This is a genomic window from Arthrobacter sp. UYCu712 (genome assembly GCF_040547005.1).
GTDB lineage: Bacteria > Actinomycetota > Actinomycetes > Actinomycetales > Micrococcaceae > Arthrobacter.
In genome coordinates this window covers 51,303-75,330 of the sequence record NZ_JBEPOZ010000009.1, presented here as the reverse complement: position 1 = coordinate 75,330, position 24,028 = coordinate 51,303, and the positions used below count along the sequence as shown (strand labels likewise).

At 64.5% G+C, this 24,028-nt stretch carries 19 protein-coding genes; 13 read left to right on the top strand and 6 right to left on the bottom strand.

What is annotated here, in order from left to right; translation table 11 throughout:
• The first annotated feature begins 71 nt into the window (after positions 1–71).
• The 8 genes from rpmH (at position 72) to ABIB51_RS10990 (ending at position 5,750) form a co-directional block, all read left to right on the top strand.
• Positions 72–209: a 50S ribosomal protein L34 gene (gene rpmH / locus ABIB51_RS11025; RefSeq protein WP_003800212.1), complete on the top strand. Its 138-nt coding sequence runs from the start codon at positions 72–74 to the stop codon at positions 207–209.
• 39 nt (positions 210–248) lie between these two features.
• A complete protein-coding gene (rnpA, locus tag ABIB51_RS11020) occupies positions 249–659 on the top strand; it encodes a ribonuclease P protein component (protein WP_354187978.1) in 411 nt (136 codons plus the stop codon).
• Positions 652–1,059, top strand: a complete 408-nt coding sequence (gene yidD, locus ABIB51_RS11015; protein ID WP_502916116.1) for a membrane protein insertion efficiency factor YidD — start codon at positions 652–654, stop codon at positions 1,057–1,059. Before rnpA ends, yidD begins: the two co-directional genes overlap by 8 nt.
• 16 nt (positions 1,060–1,075) lie before the next feature.
• The gene (gene yidC, locus ABIB51_RS11010; protein WP_354187977.1) at positions 1,076–2,062 is read left to right on the top strand and encodes a membrane protein insertase YidC; all 987 of its coding nucleotides are present in this window, start codon (positions 1,076–1,078) and stop codon (positions 2,060–2,062) included.
• A complete protein-coding gene (locus ABIB51_RS11005) occupies positions 2,062–2,640 on the top strand; it encodes a Jag family protein (protein WP_354187976.1) in 579 nt (192 codons plus the stop codon). The genes yidC and ABIB51_RS11005 overlap by 1 nt, the downstream gene beginning before the upstream one ends.
• Before the next feature lie 13 nt (positions 2,641–2,653).
• Complete coding sequence (rsmG, locus tag ABIB51_RS11000; protein WP_354187975.1) at positions 2,654–3,304, top strand: 16S rRNA (guanine(527)-N(7))-methyltransferase RsmG; 651 nt, start codon at positions 2,654–2,656, stop codon at positions 3,302–3,304.
• A gap of 86 nt (positions 3,305–3,390) precedes the next feature.
• Positions 3,391–4,458, top strand: coding sequence for a ParA family protein (locus ABIB51_RS10995; protein ID WP_354187974.1), 1,068 nt, complete (start codon positions 3,391–3,393; stop codon positions 4,456–4,458).
• A 68-nt stretch (positions 4,459–4,526) separates the two neighbouring features.
• On the top strand, positions 4,527–5,750 hold the full coding sequence (locus ABIB51_RS10990; RefSeq protein WP_354187973.1) for a ParB/RepB/Spo0J family partition protein: 1,224 nt from the start codon (positions 4,527–4,529) through the stop codon (positions 5,748–5,750).
• A gap of 5,362 nt (positions 5,751–11,112) precedes the next feature.
• On the opposite strand, the gene trxA is transcribed toward ABIB51_RS10990, so the two are convergent.
• The 5 genes from trxA to ABIB51_RS10965 form a co-directional block, all read right to left on the bottom strand.
• Positions 11,113–11,439, bottom strand: coding sequence for a thioredoxin (trxA, locus tag ABIB51_RS10985; RefSeq protein ID WP_354187972.1), 327 nt, complete (start codon positions 11,437–11,439; stop codon positions 11,113–11,115).
• A 38-nt stretch (positions 11,440–11,477) separates the two neighbouring features.
• A complete protein-coding gene (trxB, locus tag ABIB51_RS10980; protein ID WP_354187971.1) occupies positions 11,478–12,434 on the bottom strand; it encodes a thioredoxin-disulfide reductase in 957 nt (318 codons plus the stop codon).
• A 182-nt stretch (positions 12,435–12,616) separates the two neighbouring features.
• A complete protein-coding gene (locus ABIB51_RS10975; RefSeq protein ID WP_354187970.1) occupies positions 12,617–14,173 on the bottom strand; it encodes a protein kinase family protein in 1,557 nt (518 codons plus the stop codon).
• A 172-nt stretch (positions 14,174–14,345) separates the two neighbouring features.
• On the bottom strand, positions 14,346–16,409 hold the full coding sequence (gene murJ / locus ABIB51_RS10970; RefSeq protein ID WP_354187969.1) for a murein biosynthesis integral membrane protein MurJ: 2,064 nt from the start codon (positions 16,407–16,409) through the stop codon (positions 14,346–14,348).
• A 70-nt stretch (positions 16,410–16,479) separates the two neighbouring features.
• Positions 16,480–17,028, bottom strand: coding sequence for an NUDIX hydrolase (locus tag ABIB51_RS10965; protein WP_502916115.1), 549 nt, complete (start codon positions 17,026–17,028; stop codon positions 16,480–16,482).
• Positions 17,029–17,212: 184 nt separating this feature from the next.
• On the opposite strand from ABIB51_RS10965, the gene ABIB51_RS10960 reads away from it, so the two are divergent.
• The 5 genes from ABIB51_RS10960 to ABIB51_RS10940 all read left to right on the top strand — a co-directional run bounded on the left by ABIB51_RS10960 (position 17,213) and on the right by ABIB51_RS10940 (position 23,275).
• Entirely contained in the window at positions 17,213–18,709 is a 1,497-nt protein-coding gene (locus ABIB51_RS10960) for a CCA tRNA nucleotidyltransferase (RefSeq protein ID WP_354187968.1), read from the top strand.
• The gene (locus ABIB51_RS10955) at positions 18,710–19,294 is read left to right on the top strand and encodes a histidine phosphatase family protein (protein WP_354187967.1); all 585 of its coding nucleotides are present in this window, start codon (positions 18,710–18,712) and stop codon (positions 19,292–19,294) included.
• A gap of 585 nt (positions 19,295–19,879) precedes the next feature.
• Complete coding sequence (locus ABIB51_RS10950) at positions 19,880–20,116, top strand: hypothetical protein (protein ID WP_354187966.1); 237 nt, start codon at positions 19,880–19,882, stop codon at positions 20,114–20,116.
• A 257-nt stretch (positions 20,117–20,373) separates the two neighbouring features.
• Positions 20,374–21,843: a glycosyltransferase family 87 protein gene (locus ABIB51_RS10945; RefSeq protein WP_354187965.1), complete on the top strand. Its 1,470-nt coding sequence runs from the start codon at positions 20,374–20,376 to the stop codon at positions 21,841–21,843.
• Entirely contained in the window at positions 21,836–23,275 is a 1,440-nt protein-coding gene (locus ABIB51_RS10940; protein WP_354187964.1) for a phytoene desaturase family protein, read from the top strand. Before ABIB51_RS10945 ends, ABIB51_RS10940 begins: the two co-directional genes overlap by 8 nt.
• On the opposite strand, the gene ABIB51_RS10935 is transcribed toward ABIB51_RS10940, so the two are convergent.
• The gene (locus ABIB51_RS10935) at positions 23,272–23,994 is read right to left on the bottom strand and encodes an ABC transporter ATP-binding protein (RefSeq protein WP_354187963.1); all 723 of its coding nucleotides are present in this window, start codon (positions 23,992–23,994) and stop codon (positions 23,272–23,274) included. The two genes, ABIB51_RS10940 and ABIB51_RS10935, sit on opposite strands and share 4 nt — an antisense overlap.
• Between the last annotated feature and the right edge of the window lie 34 nt (positions 23,995–24,028).

The following is a 24,028-nucleotide window of genomic DNA, read 5'->3' as shown; positions in this document are numbered from 1 at the left end:
CAAAACTTAGCGTCGACCAGTTCTTCCCCTTGATCGGGTGGGCGCACCTTTGATCCACTGGAGTAACTAACGTGAGCAAGCGGACTTTTCAGCCGAATAACCGCCGTCGAGCCAAGAAGCACGGCTTCCGCCTTCGTATGCGTACCCGTGCCGGCCGCGCCATCCTGGCAGCCCGTCGTGGCAAGGGTCGCACCGAACTGTCGGCCTAGATACTGACTCGTCGGTCCACCCCCTGTGCGAGTTGAACGGTGCTAGCCACCCGGAACCGTCTGCGGACATCAACCGATTTTTCAACAACTGTACGTTCCGGCGTCCGAAATGGACGCCGGAACTTAGTGTTATATACGGCAGCTCTCGCTGCCGATGAACCAAGCCGGATCGGATTCATCGTTTCCAAGAGTGTTGGGAACGCTGTTGCCAGGAATCTCGTTAAGAGAAGACTGAGAGAAGCCGGCGCATTGTCCTTGCGCAAGTACGACAGTGGGCTCGCCATCGTAGTCCGGGCCCTGCCCGCTGCGGCCGGCGCCAGCTGGGATCAGTTGCTCTTGGACTATGACGCCGCTTTGGAGGCAACTCTGAAACGGCTGGGCAGCCGCCTTCCACAGGCTGGTTCTTCAGTTTCTAACGAGACAACACAGGAAGGGACACCGCGTGCGTAACTCTGCTGCCGCCGTCGTCCCGCATCCTGAACCTGCCCTGAAATCGGGAGCGGTGTGGCTGGGCCGGGCAATCTGGAACCTGCCCCGCAATGTCCTTATTCTGCTGCTCTTGGCCTACCGCAAGGTGATCTCACCGCTGTACGGCCAGGTCTGCCGCTTCTTCCCCACCTGCTCGGCCTACGCCCTCGAGGCGATTACGGTGCACGGCGCGGTCAAAGGAAGCTGGCTTGCGGCCAAGCGTCTGTTGCGCTGCCATCCCTGGAACGCCGGCGGAGTGGACCATGTCCCCGCCGGTACATGCGAGTGGCCCGCGGACCGCACCCCCACAATTGTTGTGCTGAACAATCCGGACAAGTACCTGGCTGCTCAGACTGATGGAGCAGGCCGCTCAGCGGCCTAACGAATAGGGATATCGTATGGACTTCTTTGAAACAATTATGTTTCCGTTCAAGTGGCTTGTGTCTGCCATTATGGTGGGCTTCCACGATGGCCTGAGCGCCATCGGCATGCCGCCTGCCAATGGCTGGACGTGGACGCTGTCCATCATCGGGCTGGTGTTGGTTATCCGTGCCGCCCTGATTCCCGTGTTCGTCAAGCAGATCAAGGCCCAGCGCGGCATGCAGCTGCTGCAGCCTGATCTGAAGAAGCTGCAGGACAAGTACAAGGGCAAGACCGACCAGCTGTCCCGCCAGGCCATGGCGCAGGAACAGATGGCGATGTACAAGAAGCACGGCACCAACCCGTTCTCCGCATGCCTTCCGATGCTGATCCAGATGCCGTTCTTCTTCGCACTGTTCCAGGTGCTGTCCGGCATCACCACGAGTGCGGTGGCGGGCAAGGGCATCGGCGCCATGAGCCACGAGCAAGTGGTGCAGTTCGACCAGTCGAGCATCTTCGGCGCCCCGCTCTCCGCATCGCTGCTGCACGGCGGCATCCCCGGCACCAACCAGGTTGCGGTCACCATCCTGACGATCGTGATGATCCTGGCCATGACGGCTTCGCAGTTCATCACGCAGAAGCAAATTATGGCCAAGAATATGTCCGAAGAGGCCATGGCCAGCCCGTTCATGAAGCAGCAGAAGATGATGCTCTACGTCCTGCCGATCGTCTTCGGTGTGGGTGGCATCAACTTCCCCATCGGTGTCCTGATCTACTGGACCACCACCAACCTCTGGACCATGGCGCAGCAGTTCTTCGTGATCCGCCGCATGCCGACGCCGGGTTCCCCCGCCGCCAAGGCCCTTGCTGAGCGACGCGCTGCCAAGGGCCTGCCTTCCCTGCCCCTGTTGGGTGCGAAGAAGGTTGACGCCGAGGCCGCGGAGGCTGCTGCTGCCGCCGCCGCTGTTGCCGAGGCCAAGACCCAGCGCGTCCAGCCGCAGCGCAAAAATAGGAAGAGGAAGTAATGTCCGCCGAGAGCACCGAACACGCTATTTCCACTGAGGCCATCGAGGACCAGGACGAGTCCCAGCCGGAAGTGCTGGACTCCGAAGTCAACCCGGAGAAGGGTGCTTCCGCCAGCCGTCTGGAAGAAGAAGGCGACGTTGCGGCGGACTACCTTGAGGAACTGCTGGACATCGCCGACATCGACGGCGACATCGACATAGAGGTACGCAGCGGCCGCACCTACATCTCCATTGTTGCCGAGGAAGAGTCGGCCGGCCTGGAGAACCTCGTGGGCACCGACGGCGAGGTCCTCGAGGCCCTCCAGGAACTGACTCGGCTGGCCGTTCTGTCGGCAACGGAGAACCGCTCCCGCCTGGTGCTGGATATCAACGGTTACCGCTCGGAGCGCGCCGGTGAGCTGCAGAAGATCGCAGATGATGCTGTCGCATCCGTCAAGGAGTCCGGAGAGGCCGTGGCCCTCGCCCCGATGAGCGCCTACGAGCGCAAGATTGTGCACGACGCCGTGGCTGAGCTCGGCTTCGTCAGCGAATCCGAAGGCGAAGGTGCCGACCGGCACATCGTCGTGTCCGCAGACTGAATCCGATAGTTTGATGGTTGAAATTACCGCGGCCGAACTCAAGGCCGCAGAGTCCATCTTCGGCGACCGGCTGGACCTGGCGAAACGCTACGTGGAACACCTTGCTACCTCCGGCACCGAGCGCGGCCTGATCGGGCCGCGTGAAGTGCCCCGGCTGTGGAGCAGGCATGTCCTGAACTGCGCTGTCATCGAGAGCCAGATTGCCCAGGGAAGCCGCGTGGCCGACGTCGGAAGTGGTGCCGGGCTGCCCGGCCTGTGCCTGGCGATCGCCCGGCCGGACCTTGAACTGACCCTGATCGAGCCGCTCGAGCGTCGCGTGATCTGGCTGCAGGAAGTAGTGGATGACCTGGGGCTCGCAAATGTCACCATCATGCGCACCCGCGCCGAACTTGCCGTGGGTATGGTCGATGCCGACGTCGTCACCGCCCGGGCCGTTTCCGCGCTGACGAATCTTGCAGGACTGACCATTCCGCTGTTGGCCGGCGAGGGCGAAGTCGTTGCCATCAAGGGACGCAGCGCGGGTGAGGAAATTGAGAAGGCTGCCAAGGTGATCCGTAAACTTGGCGGCACGCAGACGTCGGTTGTGGTGGTAGGCGAGGACGTCCTCGAGGAACCGACAACCGTTGTTCGAATCGTTGTGAATAAGCCTCAAAAGATTTCCTAGCATCCGCCCGGTGCCGTCGGAGTTCAAGGGCAAGAGGTTAGGCTAGTAACCGGCAGCAAAAGCCGAATGAGAGTGAGTGTGTCACAGTGACAAGTAGCGAAGCCTCCACACAACGGATCCCCCCGTTTGTGTCCCTGGGGTCCGCACGGTCCTTTGTTGCGCCCACTACCGCTTTTGGTTTTTCCGGTAATCACACCGCATCGGTTGTGAAGGGCGCCGGGATGGCCAGCGTTTCACGTGAAACCGCCGTTTCCTCCAGCGGCAACGTGTTGGATTCCATCGATGATTCCAGTCCCATCGCCCGCGAGCTCGCGCACGAGAACAAGCGCCGCGAACGCCTCCTGGGCCGCGAACTTCCCAAGCCGGAGAAGACCCGGATCTTCACCGTCTCGAACCAGAAGGGCGGCGTGGGCAAGACCACCACGACCGTCAATATTGCCGCCGCCTTGGCCGCCGCGGGCCTGAACGTCCTCGTGATCGACATCGATCCGCAGGGCAACGCCTCCACCGCCCTCGGCATTGAACACCACGCCGACGTCGACAGCATCTACGACGTGCTGATCAACGATCTCCCGCTGAAGGACGTCGTGGCACCGTGCCCGGATATCGACAAGCTGATCTGTGCCCCCGCCACCATCCACTTGGCCGGCGCCGAGATCGAACTCGTCAGCCTCGTGGCCCGGGAGCAGCGCCTTCGCCGCGCGATTGACGTATATGCCAAGGAGCGCGCCAAGAACGGCGAGGAGCGGCTCGACTACATCTTCATTGACTGCCCGCCGAGCCTGGGCCTGTTGACCGTCAATGCCTTTTGCGCGGCCAACGAGGTCCTCATCCCCATCCAGTGCGAGTACTACGCGCTGGAGGGCCTGAGCCAGCTCCTGAAGAACATCGAAATGATCCAGAAGCACCTGAATGCTGATCTGGTTGTATCCACCATTCTTCTGACCATGTACGACGGCCGCACCAACCTCGCGGCCCAAGTGGCCGCCGAAGTGCGCGAACACTTCCCGGAACAGGTCCTCGGAGCAGTTGTCCCCCGCTCCGTCCGCATTTCTGAAGCACCCAGCTACCAGCAGACCGTGATGACGTACGACCCGTCGTCGAGCGGCGCTCTGTCCTACCTGGAAGCCGCAGCGGAAATCGCTGAACGTTAGACTCTGTTCAAGAATTGCACTAACTAGAGCCCGGCAACGCCCGGCTCTTCCAATGGAGGGATGTAGCCATGAGCGATAAGCGACGCGGCCTTGGCCGTGGACTTGGGGCACTCATTCCAGGTTCCGCCTCGGTTAACGGTTCCGGAAACGGTTCAGCGCCGTCTCGTCCCGTGGATCTCTTCTTTCCCGAATCCAGGAAGAGGAATGCCCCGCCCGAGACTGCCGGCACCGACGCCGTCCTTCTGGCGGAAGGCGCAGCTGAGTCACAGGCCGCGACATCCTCTGCAGACTCCAACGGGGACTCCGGCAACGCCGCTCCTGAGGCTCCGGCCAAGAAGTCGCCGGCTCGCAAGCCGGCCGCCAATAAAGCACCCGCGAAGACCGCCGTCGACGCGGCTGCCGTTGAAGAGTCCCCCGCGCGGGAATCCGAGCAAGAAGCGGACGATGCGGACACCGGCGTGGAACTCGTTGAGGTGCCCGGCGTCCGTTTCGCGGAAATCCCGGTCACTGACATCCACCCCAACCGCAAACAGCCGCGTTCTGTCTTCGATGAGGACGACATGGCTGAGCTGGTCCACTCCGTGCGGGAAATCGGCGTGCTACAGCCAATTGTGGTCCGTACTTCAACCGAAAAGGGTGGAGAGCCCTACGAACTGGTCATGGGTGAGCGCCGCTGGCGTGCAGTGCAGGCCGCGGGTCTCGAAACTATCCCCGCGATTGTCCGTGACACGACTGATGACGACCTCCTCCGTGATGCCCTGCTGGAAAACCTGCACCGCAGCCAGCTGAACCCGCTGGAAGAGGCGGCCGCGTACCAGCAGCTACTCGAGGATTTTGGCACCACCCACGAGCAGCTCGCAGACCGCATCGGCCGCTCGCGCCCGCAGGTCTCCAACACGCTCCGCCTGCTGAAGCTGCCCCCGCTTGTCCAGCGCCGCGTGGCCGCAAGTGTGATTTCGGCCGGCCACGCACGTGCCCTTCTGGCCCTCCCTGACGCAGCCGCCATGGAGCGCCTCGCACAAAAGATCGTTTCCGAGGGCATGTCCGTCCGCGCCACGGAAGAGGCCGTGACGCTTTACCAGAGCCCCACTGCCAATACGAAGAACAACATTCCCCGTCCAGGTGCCAGGCACGAGCGGCTGGACTACCTCGCTTCGTCACTTTCCGACCGGCTGGACACCAACGTCAAGATCTCCTTGGGCGCACGGAAGGGCCGCGTGAGCATTGAATTTGCGAGCGTGGAGGATCTGAACCGGATCATGGACGTCCTCAGCCCGGGTGAACCCGGCTAGTACGACGCCATTGCGCACTTCCCAGAGGGGCCCTGTTTCACGTGGAACAGGGCCCCTCTATTGTGGGTGGCTGTACCGTGCGGTGTCGGATACCGGACGCTGCCTGGCCTGTAGCCGCAGGAGGGTCCCGTAGTTCTTTTGGTGGTCTGCCCCGGCCGGAACTGCGGTCTTGAACATCCCGAGAGAGAACTTGGGTTGATACTCGGCGTCCGCTCGTCTCTCGTGGCGGATATCAAGCGACCCAGGGTGCCAGCGCCCGGCAGATGGTTCAGTCCCAGGAACCGGAAATGACCAATCAAACATCTCCCAGCGAACCATGCAACCCTGTCGGAATGCTGGACTATGCGAGGACGTCCTGGCTAGACGTTCGTGGCAGGCGGCAGAGTGATTTCGCCGTCCAGGACTCAGAGTGTTGTCGGTACGAGTCGCCGCGATCGAGGTGGTGCTGGCCCCTTGTGGGCGTTGATGTGCATCCCGAACCCGCGGTTCGGCGCTACCCGGTTGCTGCAGTGAACCTGTCAGGTGCTTGTTTGCGACGCGCCCTCGTTACACGACCACGCGGCTGACTGCTGCCCTAGGAGTTCCAAATGATGGTGGGGGGCTTGTGCGGTCAGACTGCGCATCGTTTCACGTGAAACGCCGTGACTGATTGGTGTGTCGCTCTGCGTTCAAAATTTCCTCACCTCGTGGCAGATAGTGCACGGCGCACGCCTCTGGAATTCACCGCCTGGGGATGAACAGTCAGTAGATCGCCGGCACTGTAAGCGGCCGGACACTTTGGGGGCTCTGAGTCGGTGTCCGAATCGGCGGGTGGGGCTAACGGCGGCAGCGGGAGCCCGTCGTGGGGATGGTGTGAACGTCAGCTTTTGGAGTCTGGGTTAGAGTGTTGTCTCGTCCTCGTCCCCATCCCTCGTGGCGGATGAGTGGACAGGACCAGGCGATGCACTGTTTCACGTGAAACACCGAGGGCAATACGCGGCGGCAGCTCTATCAAATGCTCTAGGTTTCCAGCGCACGGCAGCCAGTCCAACTAGGCTTCCAGGCGCGGCTGTGCAACGCCCGGGCGGCCTCCTGCCTCGACTCCCGCGCATGTGCAGCCGTGGCCGACGATCCAACTGCATCCTGTGGACTAGCGGAGGGAGATGTGCTGCGAGGAAGGAGGGCAGGGACTGCCGGCGGAAGCTAGCCCGAGCGACGTTCACGGGCTTTTCGTTTGGGAGCGCGGATCCATGTCGGCCAACTGTCCTTGCTGCCTGAGCCCGATGTCTCTGGAGATTGGATTTCGGTTCAGTGCACCGGTGACAGGTGGGTCCTATGGCCCGAACAATCCATGGGACTACAATCGGGACCGTCGCCGCTATGATGCACAGCGGGCCCCGTGGTAGCCCCGCTGCCTTGCCCATGGGCCGGGCGCCGGCGGGGTACTTGCTGGGCGCTCGGCCGCTGGACCGCGATTCAGATCCGACCGGTGATACCGGCATGCGGCACCGGTGGTCGAGGGCCTGGCATAGACGAGCCGAATCACGGTCTGGCGAATCGACTCCTGCAACGGGGCCTTCCCGTCGAGCTCGCGGGACTGCTGCATCCGTGTGTCTGTGGAAGGTCCGCCCGCAGCGAGTACGGGGGCCAGTGCGCGCTGGTCGTGCAGTGATGTCGTCCGTGGACGCTTGCAGTAGGACAGGGGTCTGCGGGCGGGTTCCGAACGGCACCACCATGGTCGGAGCCCATGGAACCAGGCAGGTTCAGGATTGGGATGGGAGTCGATCGGTGCCACGCCCCGAAGCCGTGGGTACAGTGGTCCCGACTCGTGAGGTCACCATCAACTGTCAGTGCTGGTGCTGCTCCATTGGGGGCCGCTGTGTCGTGTGAATGGGGCAGAGTGCCGGGCGCGGTGCCCGCAGTCTCTGAGTGCTCCGGTGGGTGCCGTCCGTGCAGTGGGCGAGGCTACGCGTCTCGAGACCCGACTCCCGTGTTCCGCGAGGATCGGTAGACCTGCAATCGGGCGCGGTACGACCCACGTTGCACCTGGCGGCTTGCTTCCCCGTAGCGGGCGTCAACGTCCCTTGCGTCGGCTCTCCTGCGGGATCAGTACTCGCCCCTGCCGCGTAGCCGGCACGGGGCGGTGATGGGGCCATGTGACTGTGCAGATGGTCGCCCGACACCCGGGTCATTGCAGACCGGAGGCAGATTCGGCTGGCGCACGAGATGGACCGTGGACCCCCGCATGAGTACGCGTGTCAGCCCCGCAGCACCGGACAGCACCGTGCCCCTGGTGAAGTCGAGATCCAACTGAGCGGCAATCTTGGCCACCCGGTGGAACCGAAATTGGGCGGGCCCTATTCGGTGTTTTCCGGCATGACTCTTGTGTACTGGCCCGGGCGGCAAGTTGTCCTGGGTGAGCGAAAGGTCGTATGTGCTCCCGCCAGCCGGCCGCCTATGTGGTCGCAGCTCAGTGTTTCGTCGGTCCGGCTCCTTGGTAGTTGGAGGCGCGACACCGGCTCGTATCGCGCTATCAACAGTCCCGGCACACGTGGATAAGTCAGTGGATATTGCTGTGGATAACTTTGTGGATTACATGCGTACAGAACCTGGCCGCGGCAGCTGCCGGCAGCACGCGACAAAACCGATCTCCCCCGCCCTGATAAGCCACCCATCTTTCTCCGCGGCTGTTTCACGTGAAACATCTGGGGCCACGCTCAGGGTGAACGGGTTCACACTCGAGCGTGCTTTCTAAATCCCTAGAATCCGGTTAATTTTTTACATATTTGCGCGGTTCCAGCCGATGACTCCCCGCTTGCGACCGTCACGGCCGGCTGACCCTATGTGCAGGGAATTGTCCATCGCAGAGCAGGCGACTTTACGGAATCATTGTGCGGCTCGGCAGGGTGATGATTGAGGCGCTACCAGCCCTGGGAGAAATCACTTGCCCCCTGTGGATAACGGTGTGCATAACTTCTGTGGAGAACCACCGCCGGCCACAACTCTCCCGCGGGTTGATGGCTGTGATCCGGCCCCGGAACGTCCTGGCGGTAGGCTTGCGGGCGGCACGAACGGGCACCAGCGTCGCCGGCTACCGAGCGACCAAGGGCAGCCGAAGCGTCCGCACAGTCGCCCCTGCCACGCATGCTGGAGCCCCGCGGAAAGCTCCGTTGAGCACCGTAGTAAACGCCACGCGCGCTACCCGTGATCCGGATGCGTTCCTTGCCGGCCTTGGCGGTGGATTCTAATGCAGCTTCATTGTGACCGGCCTGCCCATTCCGTGTGGGCCAGTCGGCCCCGCTGACAACTCAGCCCGGCCGGTGGCATACCGGCGACAACATCTGTTCTGCCGGCTCCTGGACGGCCGACTCCCCCGGGTCTTTACCTATGGCGAAGGCCTTCCAAACCGCAGCACCGAACGGCGAGACTCCTAGAGCCGGACGTGGCATTCAGGGCGGCTCGCCGGCGGCATGTGCCGTGCGCTGTGACGGCAGCGATCCGTCCGAAAGCCTGCGGTCCAGTGATGGCAAGACTCGGGATGCCTCCAAGGCCGCGGCATCCCGTGGTTCGAATGAGGCTACATGATGCGACGATTCTCCCGGAGCAGCCGTCCCGCGTCGCCCCGGAATCCGGCGGCGGGACACCGCCCTAGCGCCGGCCCGGGATGCTTGTGCCTCAGGGACCTCACACCGCCCAACGCTCCGGAAGAGAGCGGCCGGTGGGATGCGATGGGGACAACGGAGATTGTTCCCGGGTTACTGTTTCAGTGAAGAACCGCGAGATGGGTCACGGGCGTCCCGAAAGTGTTCACTTGCAGGCGCACATTGGCTTGGAGTCCAGCCGAAGTGGCGACCCGATATCAGGGGCATTCGGGGCGACCCTTAGCCGAGGATGTTTCACGTGAAACTGGATACAGCGGTCTCCGAGTTGTCTGAGTGGCCCAACCCAGACCTTCAGTGCGTGCCCTGGTGTGCGTACTTGGGACGTGTCAGAACCCCCTGCAGCGCCTCCCGCGCCGTCCGCGTCTACCACCAGCAGACCGGTAGGCCGAAGCGTTTGCTTTCCGCCGCAGCGGGGCGGCGCTGTTGAGGCCGAAGTCCACCGAAGGCGGCGTGGCGAGCAAGTGGCGCCGGTGCGCGGGTGCGGATTGCCGCAGGATCGGACTGGGATTTCGCACGAGAATCCCCCCAGTGGCATTATTTGATAGTCATCTATCAGGTGCCTAGTCGGCAGAACTCAATCAAATCCGATTGGGTTGACCTGAAGATCCGTCCGTTGCGGGCGTCGCCGCATGGGTGCGGAGTGAACTCGGACGGAACGTTTCACGTGAAACACGACCCGTGCCTCGCTCGGTCCTGCTCTCCGGACGCAGTTCAGAGAAAGGGAAGCTTTGGGTTTGAGAGTCTGGGAGCTTGGGGCCTCCCACTTTCGTGCGCGACTCAATTCTTCCCTGTGATGACGGGCTGCGCCGGAATTATTTTGTCAGTAGGCCGCGAACCTGGGAACCAAGGTTTCACGTGAAACACCAGTACCGTGGTAAGTCCCGGCAGTCGGTGCGCCGCGTCATGCGACGTCGACAGGTGCCGGGTGGCGTTGGCGAAGTTCCGTTGGAAGGCCCATTCCCTCTCCTCTTGTTATGCCTGGAGAACTGCCCGCGCGCAACTCGCTTTGGACACTCGTGGGAACTAGACCCCGAAATCATAAACGGGGCCTCGGGCCGCTAGAGTCTTGCGCTCTACGTCTGCGGACTCGTTGATCCAGTCACCCTTTAGAGCGGGACCGCATGGATCCCACGTGCAACATCGAAATCACTAGGCCGAACCGTTTGTCGTTGAGATTCGTGGGTGCTTTGACAGGAATGCTGGGTGCGCGTCTTACCGGTGACGTTTCACGTGGAACATTCTGATCGGTTCAAGCCTCTTCACGCGGCTTTTGCGGTTTGCGTTCTGAACCGGCTCCACGACCACCTGACTAACGAGGTTTCACGTGAAACGCCGCAGCCCCCTCACCCTCATTCCATGGGCGGGGGGATACTTGCATCTGGTGGCGACCACGTGGATACTCGCACGGTTGCCGTGTTTCACGTGAAACACGGCCGCCTGCTGGAGTCACTCCCGGCAGCATGCGGTGACCGCCTACCCCAGCAAAGGGCAAATAGTGGACGCAAATGCAGGCTTGGCAGGGAAAGGTCGCCAAAGAATCCAACCGCGAACTGTTGCCTTGACAGGCCAACTTTGAATTTGCGTCTCCGGTGACACCAGGTTCCGGGGGGAGGCCTCCCCTGCCCCGCAGCCGGCGCCGTACTCGGCCCACAACGAGAAGAGGCCCCACTTCCAGGAAGTGGGGCCTCCGACGTGCGCCGTGATATCCGGCAGCGATGATGCTAGGACAGAACGTCCGCGAATTCCTTCTCGAAGAACTGCTTGGGCCTGGCGCCGATCACGGTGCTCTTTACCTCGCCACCGAGGAACAGGTAGACGGCGGGGATGGACGTGATGCCATACTCGGCAGCGATGGCCGGGTTGTCGTCCACATTGACCTTCACGACGTTTACCTTGTCGCTGTACTCAACGGAGATCTCATCGAGAATAGGTCCCAGCTTGCGGCAGGGCCCGCACCACTCGGCCCAGAAGTCCACGATGACGGGCTTGTCGGCAGCCAATACATCAGTGCTGAAGCTTGCGTCAGTTACATCTTTTGCGTTGCTCATAACCCTGTCTCTCTCTTCGGTTGGTTGCTGCGCGCCGTTTAGGCGTGGAAGTCGGCGAGGTAGTGCTCGACGTCGAGGGCGGCCACACAGCCCGACCCCGAGGCCGTGATGGCCTGGCGGTAGGTGGGGTCAATGACATCGCCAGCGGCGAAGACACCCTTGAGGCTGGTCTTCGAGGTACGGCCTTCGACGGCGATGGTCCCCTCGGCGGTCAGATCCAGCATTTCCTTGACCAGATCCGTGCGGGGGTCGTTGCCGATCGCCACGAAAACGCCGGTCACGGCCAGCTCTGTCTCAGTTCCGTCAACGAGGTCTTTCAACCGCAGACCGGTGACTTTGTCTTGGCCCAACACGTCTTCGACGCCGGCGTTCCAGACGAACTTGATCTTCTCGTGTGCCAGCGCACGGTCGGCCATGATCTTGGAAGCCCGCAGGGTGTCGCGGCGGTGCACGACGGTGACGGACTTCGCGAACTTGGTGAGGAAGAGGGCTTCTTCCATGGCAGAGTCTCCGCCGCCGACAACTGCGATGTCCTGGTCCTTGAAGAAGAAACCGTCGCAGGTTGCGCACCAGCTTACGCCGTGGCCCGAGAGCCGCTTTTCGTTCGTCAATCCGAGCTCGCGGTAGGCCGAGCCCATGGACAGGATGATGCTCCGGGCCCGGAACGTCTCCCCCGTTCCGATGGTCACGGTCTTGATGTCGCCGTCGAGGTCCAGTTCGGTGACGTCCTCAAACTGGATTTCAGTGCCGAATCGGGCAGCCTGTTTCTCGAAGTTTTCCATCAGGTCCGGTCCCATGATGCCCTCAGGGAATCCGGGGTAGTTCTCGACGTCGGTGGTGTTCATCAACTCGCCGCCGGCGGTAACGGATCCGGCAAGGAGCAGCGGCTTCAGGTTAGCGCGCGCCGTGTACACCGCGGCGGTGTAGCCCGCGGGGCCGGAGCCTACGATGATGACATCACGTACATCGGACGCGGTGTTTTCTGCGTTGCTCACTAAACGGTGAACCTCTTCCTTTGTCGATGCGCCCGCCTGGGTGGCCGGCCACATGGCACAACTACTACTACGTGCCGAATATTCCGATGATGAATCCGGGCATCCACAACAGGACGCCACCATTCAGGGTACCGTCCGGCTCTGGAGACCGGCTGGTTCCGGGGCCGGATGACGGGACGGTGCTAGTTGACCTTGATCTCCGCCAGGCGCAGGCCGAATCCGTAACGGGTCTTGGGCGCCGCAAGCTTGGGAAGGGTCTTGATGGACACGATTACGTACTCTGCCGTGACAGGTTCCTGCAAGGAAATGGTCAGGTCCGGGGACGTGAAGCTGTTGCTACCCACCTGCTTGGCTCCGTCCAGGGAAGGGCTGTCGTTGGTGAAGACACTGATGTTTCCACCGGATGCTCCCAGCTGGCTTAATGTCACGGAGGAAACCTCGGAGTTGTCTTTCAGCTTGACCACCAGCGGGACCTCACTGGCGAGTCCTCCCCAGTTGTCCGTGGCGAATTCCATGTCAGACCAGTAGCTGGCGCCGTTTCCGTCAAAGGTCTTGCCGAGGTCGACGTCATATGTTCCGGCGAAGTCGAAGTTGCCAATCCGCGTGACGCCTTCGATCGCCGGCGGACCGGCCGCGGCTGCAGTACTTGCGCTCGAGGACGGCTTTCCGGAGCCGGTGGCCGGGGTGCTAGTCGGCGAGGTGCCGCCGCCTGCGGCGGGCGGCGGGCTGCTCTTGAAGAGGCTGCCCAGGTTGGTCACGGCAAAAATCAGTCCTACTACCAGGGCGGCGGCCAGGAGGCCCCCAACGAGCCAGCGCATGGACCGGGGTTCACGGCGCGGCCCCTCGTCCTCTTCGTAGTAGTCCTCATCCTCTTCGGTGTTCCGGGCCGCGGCCGGGAAAGTGCGCGGGCTGCGGTCCCGCTCCGGCGGCAACTGGCCGGCGCCGGCGGCATTCGCGGGGACCTCCGCGTCGCCCTGCTGGGAGGTGTGGTCTTGCTCCGTCGCACCGGTCTGGCCGTAGTCGTCGTCGGACCACAGGGAAACTTTGGGCTTGCCGGCGGCTGCGGCCGGAGTGGCGTCAGCCGGCTGGCCGGCGCCGCCCTGGACGGGTTGGGGCGCAGTCACATGCGGGGTTGCCTGCTGGGGCGCGGTCTTCGGGGACTCCGGAGCGGCGGCGGCGCCCGCAGCCATACCGGCTGCGCCAGCGGCCGCAGCACCGGCGGCCGGGGACGACGACGGGCGTGACGGCGCCTGGGCGGGCCGCGCCGGCGGGGTAGCCTGCTGGGCAGCTTTCTGCCCGTAGTCGATGTACCCGGCGTCGACTTCCTCGTCGTCGTAGAGTCCGTCGTAAGTCTCGGGTTCCTTGGAGCGGGCCTGCCCGAAGATCTCGCTGCCCAGAGTGTCCGTGAAGAACGGCTCGACGTAGGGCGGGTTTGAGGAGACAACAAGATCCAGAAGGTCGGCCGCCGACGTGTGATTGGTGATGAGGTACGTCGTCAGATCGCTGACGCCCAGATCGAGGATCTGCACGTGGCCGGGACGCTCGCCTGTGGCCACCTCGCGGGCACTCCGGGCCACCTGGTCGGCGTTGTCCGGGCCGGCTACGAGGATGCTCACGGCACGGTTCAGAACCTGGTCGACACCGTCCAGCACCAGATCCTGGTCATGCGAAGTCAGTACGGTGGCAGTGACCTTATAGCGGCCACCTAGTACTGATCCGACATCGATCGGGTGGGACACGGGTTCCTCCTAGACTGTCCGGGAACTGCCGGCCTGACCACTGCATCAGTGACCGCAAGTCCTCCGATAAAAGCCGGATGACCCCTGGTCTGCAACTCCCCTACTTAGTCTTCGATCCTATCCGATCCCGTGTCCGCGCCGCGGAAGCACGGCCCGGTGACACTGTCCCGGGTTATTTTTTCTTCTTACGGCCGAATGGGAAATACGGATTGTGCCCGGCCGGGCCCTGGTAGGTCCGGCGGCCCGGCAACGGAACGTCGCCCTTCCCCAGGCCGCCCTCGGCTGAACTGGGCTGGTCCTCGGCCGGCAGGTAGCCGCCTTCCGGCCCGGCGGGCCAGCCGGAGCGTTCGTCGCGGTCCCGGATGTCGGGACCGGCACGGAAGGACGTCGCATCGAACTCCCCCGAAATCCTGGGAATCAGGCCCGTATCCACCGATATGGTGGCGCGTTCCGGCCTGGGCCGCGGCGTCCCGGCATCCTCGGCCGGCACAGCGTCGCCGTCGTCTTCGCCGGCGCCTGCAGCCTTGCCGCGGCGGAGGCGACCCAGCAACGGTTCCAGCAGGTCCCGCAGTTCGGTCACTCGGAAGAGCTTGAGCAGGAAGAAGTACACCGCCAGCATGACGGGCCCAACGACGACGATCGTCACCAGGGCCGCAATGGTGCTGCTCCACGCGAAGCCGTCCCGGTGGTAACTGCCCAGCAGCCACAGGGCCAGGGCACCCGCGAGGGCGGATCCCAGCGCCGCATAGCCCATCCTGATGTACGAGTTGGCGATCCGCGGACCATCCAAATGGCCCAGGAGCCGGCGCAGGAAGAGCGCGCTGACCACCACGGAAAGGATGTTGCCGCCGGTATAGAGGAGCGCGATGGCGAAGATGATCTGGTCGAACGGCAGGTACTGGATCAGGAAGGCAGCCACCACATTGACCAGGGCCAGCACCAGCTGGATCAGGAACGGCGTCCGCGCATCCTCATTGGCGTAGAATACCCGGGACATCATGAAGTTGGCGCTCATGAACGGCGTGCTGAGCGCAAGGATCGTCAGCGTCTGGGCCAGCATGACGCCGTCCTGGCGGTCCCCGCCGGAGAAGAACATGCCCAGCGGTCCGGCCAGCGCAAACAGCGCCAGCGCGCCGAAGACGGTGGCCACCGCCATGGTCCGCAGCCCGTGGGAGAGCGCGTTGCGCAGCGCGGCCCGGTCGCCGTCCTGGGACGCCCGGGTCATCCGGTTGAACAGCACCGTGGCGAGTGAAAGGGCGATGATCGAGTGCGGCAGCAGGTACAGCTGGCTGGCGACCTCTAGCACGGCGTTGCCCGGCAGGGTGTTGGCGGCAGGGTCCCCTGCCTGTTCCAGGCGGAGGCGTTCCGCGCCGGGGATGGTGGCGATGCGCATGACGTAGAGGAAGGCCAGCTGGCCGACGGCGGCCGTGGCCAGGGTCCAGACGCTCAGCCTGGCGGCCTGGCCCAGCCCCACCCCGCGCCAGCCGAAGCGCGGACGCAGGCCCAGCCGGAGCCTGAAGACCGGGACCAGCAGGATGGCGGTCTGGGCCACCACACCGATCGTGGAGAAGCCGGCCACGAGGAACGTCTGGGAGGAGCCCCAGTTGTCGATTGTGTGGGGGTTGGCAGCGTTGGTGCCCATGATCCCGATGAACATGCCAAGCCCGGCAATCGCCACGATGTTGTTCAGGATCGGCGCCCACATCGCGGGTCCGAACGCCCCGTTGGCATTGAGCACCTGGGTGAGCAGGGCATACAGGCCATAGAAGAAGATCTGCGGAAGGCACCAGAACGCGAAGGAAACCGCGAGGGCCTTTTGCTGCGGCGAATAGCCCTGGGTGGTCAATTCGATGACCCAGGGGGCCAGCAGGGTGACCAGCAGCGTGAGGGTGAGGAGCACCAGGACGGCCAGCGTCAGCAGCCTGCTGACATAGTCCGCTCCGCGGTCGGGGGCCTTGCTGGCCTTGATGATCTGGGGAACCAGGACGGCGTTGAAGACGCCGCCTGCCACGAGCAGGAAGATCAGGTTTGGCAGATTGTTCGCGTTGATGAAGGTGTCATTGACTGTGGAGCCGAGGCCGAGGGCGGCCGCCAGCATCCAGGTCTTGCCGAAGCCCAGGAAACGCGAGACGAGGGTTCCCGCGGCCATGATGGCGCTGGAACGGGCTTCTCCGGCATGGTCAGCCGGGGAATTGGCGGGTCCGGAGGGCGAGGGAGTGGATTTGGCAGATGACATCGTCTTCATCGTCTCACCCGGCCGCGGCTTTACGCGCTTTCAGGGGCCGGTCCCGGCCGCCTCGGCGCCCTCAGCGCTGTTCCGGGAGGACTTCCTTGGCAAGATCCGCGATGCGGCGCTCATTCGGAAAGGAGAGCTTGCGTGCCAGTTCGTGGATGGGAATCCAGGCCACGTCCACGGCTTCCTTGTCGGGATCGTTCTCGATGGTGAGTTCCCCGCCCGTGGCCTGCAGGAGGTAGTGGTGGACGGTCTTGTGGACGCGGTGCCCGCTGACGGTAAACCAGTAATCGATGCTTCCCAGCGGGGCGAGGATCTTGCCTTCGATCCCGGTCTCCTCCGCGATTTCCCGCACGGCGGCTTCCTCGTTGCTTTCCTGGCCTTCCGGGTGGCCCTTGGGCAGGCACCATTCCAGCCGGCCGCCGCGGTTGAGGCGAGCGATGATCGCAACCCTCAGTTCGGCGTCGGACGTGTCCACAACGACGCCACCGGCGGAGATCTCCTCCACGGTCGGCAGCGAGGCCTGTCCCGAGTGCTGGACGGGCGCCACATTGGCACCGATTGCCGATGGCAACGGTGGGTTTGTCCTCCTGCCGGGAGCGCTGGGTACGGGATGGGCCATGAAGTCCACTCTAACGACTCTTCCCCGCTGTTGATGACCTCAACATGACAGGAAAGTGGACGGCCGGGAAAGTGGATTGCCGCCGCTGCCCGGGTGGTCGCGCCCCCGCGCGGGACTTCGGGACGGGTCATTGTGCCGGGGGCGCGGTTTTCTGAAGGGTCCGAGAAACTATGCTTAAGAAACTATGGCGCACGCACATCACAAGACCGACCCGCACACTGTCGATTTCCAGGTGGACCCGGTGGTCCTGGAACTCGGGCAGCGGTTCGTCGACGCCGGCCACGAGCTCTCCCTGGTGGGCGGACCCGTGCGTGACCTCTTCCTGGGCCGGGTATCCCCCGATCTGGACTTCACCACGGACGCCACCCCGGACCAGACGGTCGCACTGATCAAGAAGTGGGCAGATAACTACTGGGAGATCGGCCGGGCCTTCGGCACCATCGGGATGCGCAAGGCCGGTCACCAGATCGAAATCACCACCTACCGCGCCGAAGCCTACGATCCCGACTCCCGCAAGCCGGTGGTGGCCTTCGGAAATTCCTTGACCGATGATCTGCTGCGCCGGGACTTCACCATCAACGCCATGGCCCTCCGCCTGCCGGACCTGGAGCTGGTGGACCCGTTTGGCGGCGTCCGCGACCTGCATGCCTCCGTCCTTGCCACCCCGGGAACCCCGGAGACGTCCTTCTCCGATGACCCGCTCCGGATGATGCGGGCCGCCCGCTTCGCAGCCCAGCTGGGCGTGGCGGTCCACGAGGACGTCCGCGCCGCCATGACCCGGATGGCCGAACGGATCACCATGATCTCCGCCGAACGGGTACGGGAGGAGCTGGTCAAGCTCATCTGCGGCGCACATCCCCGGGCCGGCGTGGATCTGCTCGTGGACACCGGGCTGGCCGAATTTGTACTGCCGGAGGTCTCCGCCCTCCGGCTGGAATCCGATGAGCACCACCGCCACAAGGATGTCTACCAGCATTCGCTGCAGGTCCTGGAGCAGGCCGCGGCGCAGGAAACGGACGCCGGCGGCGCCGTACCCGGCCCGGATTTTGTGCTGCGGTTTGCGGCCCTGATGCACGACGTCGGCAAGCCGGCGACGCGACGCTTCGAACCCGGCGGCGCGGTGAGCTTCCGGCACCACGACATGGTGGGCTCGAAGCTGACGTCAAAACGCATGAAGGCGCTCCGCTTCGACAACGACACGACCAAGGCGGTGGCCCGCCTTGTCGAGCTGCACATGCGGTTCTACGGCTACGGGGAGGCCGGCTGGAGCGACTCTGCCGTCCGCCGTTACGTCACCGACGCGGGACCCCTGCTGGAGCGGCTGCACCGGCTCACCCGCTCCGACGTGACCACCCGCAACCAGCGCAAGGCGGAGCGGCTGTCCTTCGCCTACGACGACCTGGAAGCCCGGATCGCGGCGCTGCGGGAGCAGGAATCCCTCGAGGCCGTCCGTCCCGATCTGGACGGCGGTCAGATCATGGCGCTGCTGGGACTCAAACCCGGCCCCGTAGTGGGCCGGGCGTACAAGTTCCTGCTCGAGGAACGGATGGACCACGGCCCCCTGGACCCAGGCGTGGCCGAGGCCAAACTCCGCGAGTGGTGGGCCGGGCAGCCGGAGTCCACCCAAGGCGATGCCGGCACCGGTCCCGGCGTCGAACCGTCCACTACTGAGGAGTCCTAAGTGATTGCACCGTCGAACGGCCCGCGCCCGCAGTTGTGGATCCTGAGGCACGGTGAAACCGAGTGGTCCAAGAGCGGGCAATACACCGGCCTCACCGACCTTCCCCTCACGGTGGAAGGCGAACAGCAGGCGGTCGAGGCGCGTAAGGTGCTGGACCCCGTCGACTTCGACCTGGTGCTGACCTCCCCCCTGCGCCGGGCACGCCGGACGGCGGAGCTGGCCGGCTTCCCGAACGCCGAACAGGAACCGCTGGCGGTGGAGTGGGATTACGGCGATTACGAGGGCATCAGTTCGGATCTCATCCGCAAGGACAACCCGGCGTACCTGATCTGGACGGACGGCGTGCCGAACGGTGAATCGCTTGACGACGTCGCTGCCCGCGCGGACAAGATTGTGGCCCGCGTGCTCGAATCCGGCCTGGACAACGTGCTGATTGTGGCCCACGGCCACTTCTCCCGGATCCTGACGGCCCGATGGCTGGGACTGGATGCCCACGAAGGGCGGCATTTCGTGCTGGGGACGGCGAAAGTCTGCACCCTGGGCTGGGACAAGAAGACTCCCGCCGTCGTCCGCTGGGGCCTATAAACACGGTTTAGAAAAGAAGTTCAGGAAAGTTTATGAATTCGGTAGTCAACTGCTGCATTCATAGTGTATTTTTATTTTGACCCCAGGGCGATTTGCCTTCGGTCACGGCGCGCGTCGCCCGGCCAGTCAGCCGGAGCCACGGCAGGACAGAAAAGGAGGTTGGGAAAATGAATACTTTGACTAGCGGATGGATGTCTATTGGCACCGCCACCCCGGCCTCTGTCGCTGATCCGCGCCCAAATTTCGGCCTGACTGTCTCCTGACCCCTCCGCCCCCGGCCTAGTGTCTTTGACCTAGGGCCCGGAGCCGAGACGATACCGGACCTCCGTTCCACGGAGGTCGCTGACAGCTGGCCGAGCAGGCGGAACCACGCGGTTGCGCAGCCTCCCCATAGTTCGGAACCCAGCTTCTTGTTGGGGCTGCGGCGCTCTCGCGTCAAGGGGCCTTTCTTCGCTTTTGCGAATCCACTGAATTGCTTCGGGCATTTCCATGCCCAATGAGGCCTTTTCTTCCTCAATTTACAGAGGCCTTAATTGGCGTGCCCAATTCCCTTTCCATTTCCACAAAATCCACGAAAGGTCCACCGTGACTATTGCCGGCACCACCCCAGCCCGTCCCCACGGCGCGAAACCCCAGACCACCAACCAGCGCAGCATCAGGCACCGACGGGAGGTGACCACCATGATGCAGAAGCTCCAGGGACTCCTGTCCTTCAGCCGGAAGCCGGCCCCGCGGCAGACGACGCTGTTCAACGGCCCACTCCTTGACCAGAAGCGCGAGGACGTATTCGTCGCTTTGCACCGGATGGGCAACCTCCGCTGACACCAGGTACTTCCGGTCCGCCGCCCGCCAGGGACGCCGGACCACGATCACGAAGGACCAGGCCAGTCGACGGAGGACCTGATGTGTGACATCGGAACTGATCCCCAGGGAGCCCACGCGGCGACGCGTGGGCTCCCCCCATTTAGCCGCAAGACTTTTAGCCGCAGGAGTGACGGCGATGGGCCGCGTGGACCCCCGGTACACCGTGGCAAGGAGGCTCGGCGTGATCAGGGTGCGGCCCCGGTAAGCTCGGAGGCATGCAGGAGACAAAGCCGCCGGAACACCGCAAGCGGGTCCGACTGGTGATCCCGAGTCGCAGCGACCTGTTGCTGAGAAACTTCACGGAGCTCATCGGCGGTCCCATGGGCCACCGGGCGGCCCCGGGAGTGGTCCCGCCGGGATTCTTCACCGTGGAACGCGTCCTGATCATGCTCACCGTGCTGGCAGCCCTGCTGGGGATCCTCCTCAAGTCCTACTGCCGGGGCAACGGCTGGGAAACGCCGGGGCAGTTCTACTCCACCTGCTACTCGGATTTCCCCGAACTCTTCAGGAACCGCGGCCTCGGCAACGGCGCCTTCCCGTTCCTGACCAAGGAAACGTTCTTCGAATACCCCGTGCTGATGGGACTCGTCGCCGGCGCGACGGCGCTCCTGGTCCCCGGCGAGGGCATCACCAGCGACCGCGTCCTGGCCTACTTCGATGTCAACGCCGCCCTGATCGTGGTCGCCTGGATGGTCACGGTGCTGGCCACGGCCCGGATGACCCGGCGCCGGCCCTGGGACGCGGCCATGGTGGCAGTCGCCCCGGGCATCATCCTGGCGGGCACCATCAACTGGGACATGTGGGCCGTTGCGCTGCTGGCCCTCGGCATGTACTTCTTCTCCCGCAACAAGCTGGTGCTCGCGGGAATCTTCATCGGCCTGGGCACCGCAACCAAGCTCTACCCCATGCTGATCCTCGGCGCCATCCTGCTGCTTGCCCTCCGCACGGGACGCTTCCGTGCCCTGTTGGTCACCGCCGTGTCCGCCGCGGCAGCGTGGCTGGCCGTCAACCTGCCGGTCGCGGCCCTCAACCCGGAAGGCTGGAAGTACTTCTACCAGTTCACCCAGGAGCGGCCGGCCGGCTACAGCTCGCCCTGGTTTGCCTACAACCTCGTGGCCGGCAGGCTGGGCTGGCTTCCGCTGGAGGCCGAAGCCATCAACACTTTGGCCCTGAACCTCTTTGTCCTGGCCTGCGTCCTGATCGGCATACTGGCCATGGCCGCACCCCGGCGGCCCCGCCTGGCGCAGCTGGCATTCCTCATCGTGGCGGCATTCATCCTGACCAACAAGGTGTACTCCCCGCAGTTCGTCCTGTGGCTCATTCCGCTGCTGGCCCTCGCCCGCCCGCGGTGGCGGGACTTCCTGATCTGGCAGACAATCGAGGGCCTGCACTGGGCCGCCATCTGGATGTATCTTGGGCAGGTGACGAGCGGCGGAGTGTCCCAGCACAACATCGACATGCCGTACTACGTCCTGGCCGTGGTGTTCCATATGCTCGCTACCGCGTACCTGATGGCACGGGTGGCCTGGGACATCTTGGACCCCGGCTATGACATCATCCGGCGCCACGACATGGACGACCCGCACGGCGGGCCCTTCGACCATGCTCCGGACTGGCTGCGGCTCGACCCGCTCCGGCCCTTGGCATCCGTGCTGCCCTGGCGGAAAGCCGCAGCGGATGCCTGACGTCGCCGTCGTCGGCTCGGGCCCCAACGGACTCGCCGCTGCCGTCACCCTGGCCCGGGCCGGACTCAAGGTGCACGTCTACGAGGCGGCCGTTAGCGCGGGCGGCGGCCTGCGCACGGCGGAACTGATGGAACCGGGACACTTTCACGACGTCTGTTCCGCGGTGCACCCGATGGTGCTGGCCTCCCCCTTCTTCCGGCAGTTCGGGCTGGCCCGGCGGGTCCGTCTGGAGGTACCGGAGATTTCGTACGGAACCCCGCTCGACGGCGGCCGCGCGGCCCTGGCCTACCGCTCGCTTGACCGGACCGCGGCCGGGCTGGGACGGGACGGCGACGCCTTCCGCAGGCTCATGGCCCCACTCGTGGACCGTGTGGAGGGCATCGCGGACCTCACCCTGAACCAGTTGCTGCGGGTGCCGCGCGACCCCGTCGCGGCCGGGCTGTTCGGACTCCGCACCCTGGAACAGGGTTCCCCGCTGTGGGGGGCAAGGTTCCGCGAAGACCTCGCGCCCGCACTGCTGACCGGTGTTGCGGCCCATGCCGTCTCGCCGCTGCCCGCGCTTGCCGCGGCGGGCGCCGGGCTCATGCTGGGGGCGCTGGCGCATGCCGACGGCTGGCCGGTACCGATCGGCGGATCCGCGGCCATCGCCGACGCCATGGTGGCCGACCTCGAGGCCCACGGCGGAGTGGTGGAAACGGAGGCCCGGATCGGCTCCCTGGCGGACCTCCCGCCCGTCCGTGCCACACTGCTGGACATCGCCCCGGCCGGCCTGCTCCGGCTGGCGGAGGGGCGACTCCCCGGCAAGTACCGGAGCGCGCTCGAGGCATTCCGCTTCGGGAACGGTGCCTGCAAGGTCGACTTCATCCTTTCCGGACCGGTGCCTTGGGCCGCTCCCGGGCTCGCGGACGCCGGCACCGTGCACGTTGGCGGCACGCGGGCCGAAATGGCCGAGGCGGAAAACCTCGTGGCAGCGGGTCGACATCCCGAGCGGCCCTACGTGCTGGTCTCCCAGCCGTCCCGCTTCGATGCCGGACGCGCCCCGGCCGGCGGGCACATCCTGTGGAGCTACTGCCACGTCCCTGCCGGCTCCACGGTGGACATGGGTGAGGCCGTCATGGCCCAGCTGGAGCGCTTTGCCCCCGGATTCCGGGACCTCGTGGTCCGCTACCGGGTGACGACAGCCGCCGGTTTGGCCGAGTACAACGAAAACTACGTCGGCGGCGACTTCGGTGCCGGCCTGATGGATCTCCGGGGACTGCTCCGGCGTCCCGTCGCCGGCCCCGTGCCGTGGCGGACCCCGCTCCGCGGTGTGTACCTCTGCTCCTCCTCCACACCCCCGGGCCCCGGCGTCACCGGCATGCCCGGATTCCACGCCGCAAGATATGCCTTGAAGGACATATTCGGCCTGCCCGTGCCGCCCCTCGGGACTTAGGGCTGCGGAGCCTGACCTGAGGCCAGCGCCGGGCTGACAGGCTGCGCGGCGGAGAGCCTGCCATCGAGCATGCCGGCGACCATGTCCGTCAGCGGGACGAAGCCGGTGTCGTGGGTGACCATCACCGTCCCCACCGAAAATTCGTCCGTGACCCGGCGCAGCAGCCGCACGATTGCCTCGCTCCGTTCCTGGTCCAGGGCTGCCGTCGGTTCGTCCACCAGCAGCACGGCCGGGTCCCCCATCAGGGCCCGGGCGATATTGACCCGCTGCCTCTGCCCGCCGGAAAGCTGGTGGGGCCGTTTGCCGGCCGCCGGGGCCAGTCCGACGAGGTCCAGCAGTGCGGCGGCGCGGCGGGCAGCCTCCCGCGCCGGCTTGCCACGCAGGTGCTCCCCGATTACCAGCTGCTCCAGGGCTGTCAGGGAAGGCAGCAGGTTGGGCTGCTGGAAGATGATGCCGATCTTGTCCCGGCGCAGGGTTGTGCGGCCGTTCTCGGAGAGTCCGCCGGCGTCGATCCCGTCGACCAGCACGAGGCCCGCCGTGGGCCTGACGAGCGTGGCGGCGACGGCCAGAAGGGAGGACTTTCCCGATCCGGAGGGGCCCACAAGGGTCAGGAATTCCCCGGAGCCGACTTTGAGGTTCACGTCGTCGAGGGCCTTGAGGGTGCCGCCGCCGTCGGGGTACTCGAGCGTGACGTTGACGAGGTTTAGAGCGGTGTTCACAATGTATGCCTTTCAGGGAATGTTTAGTTCGGGT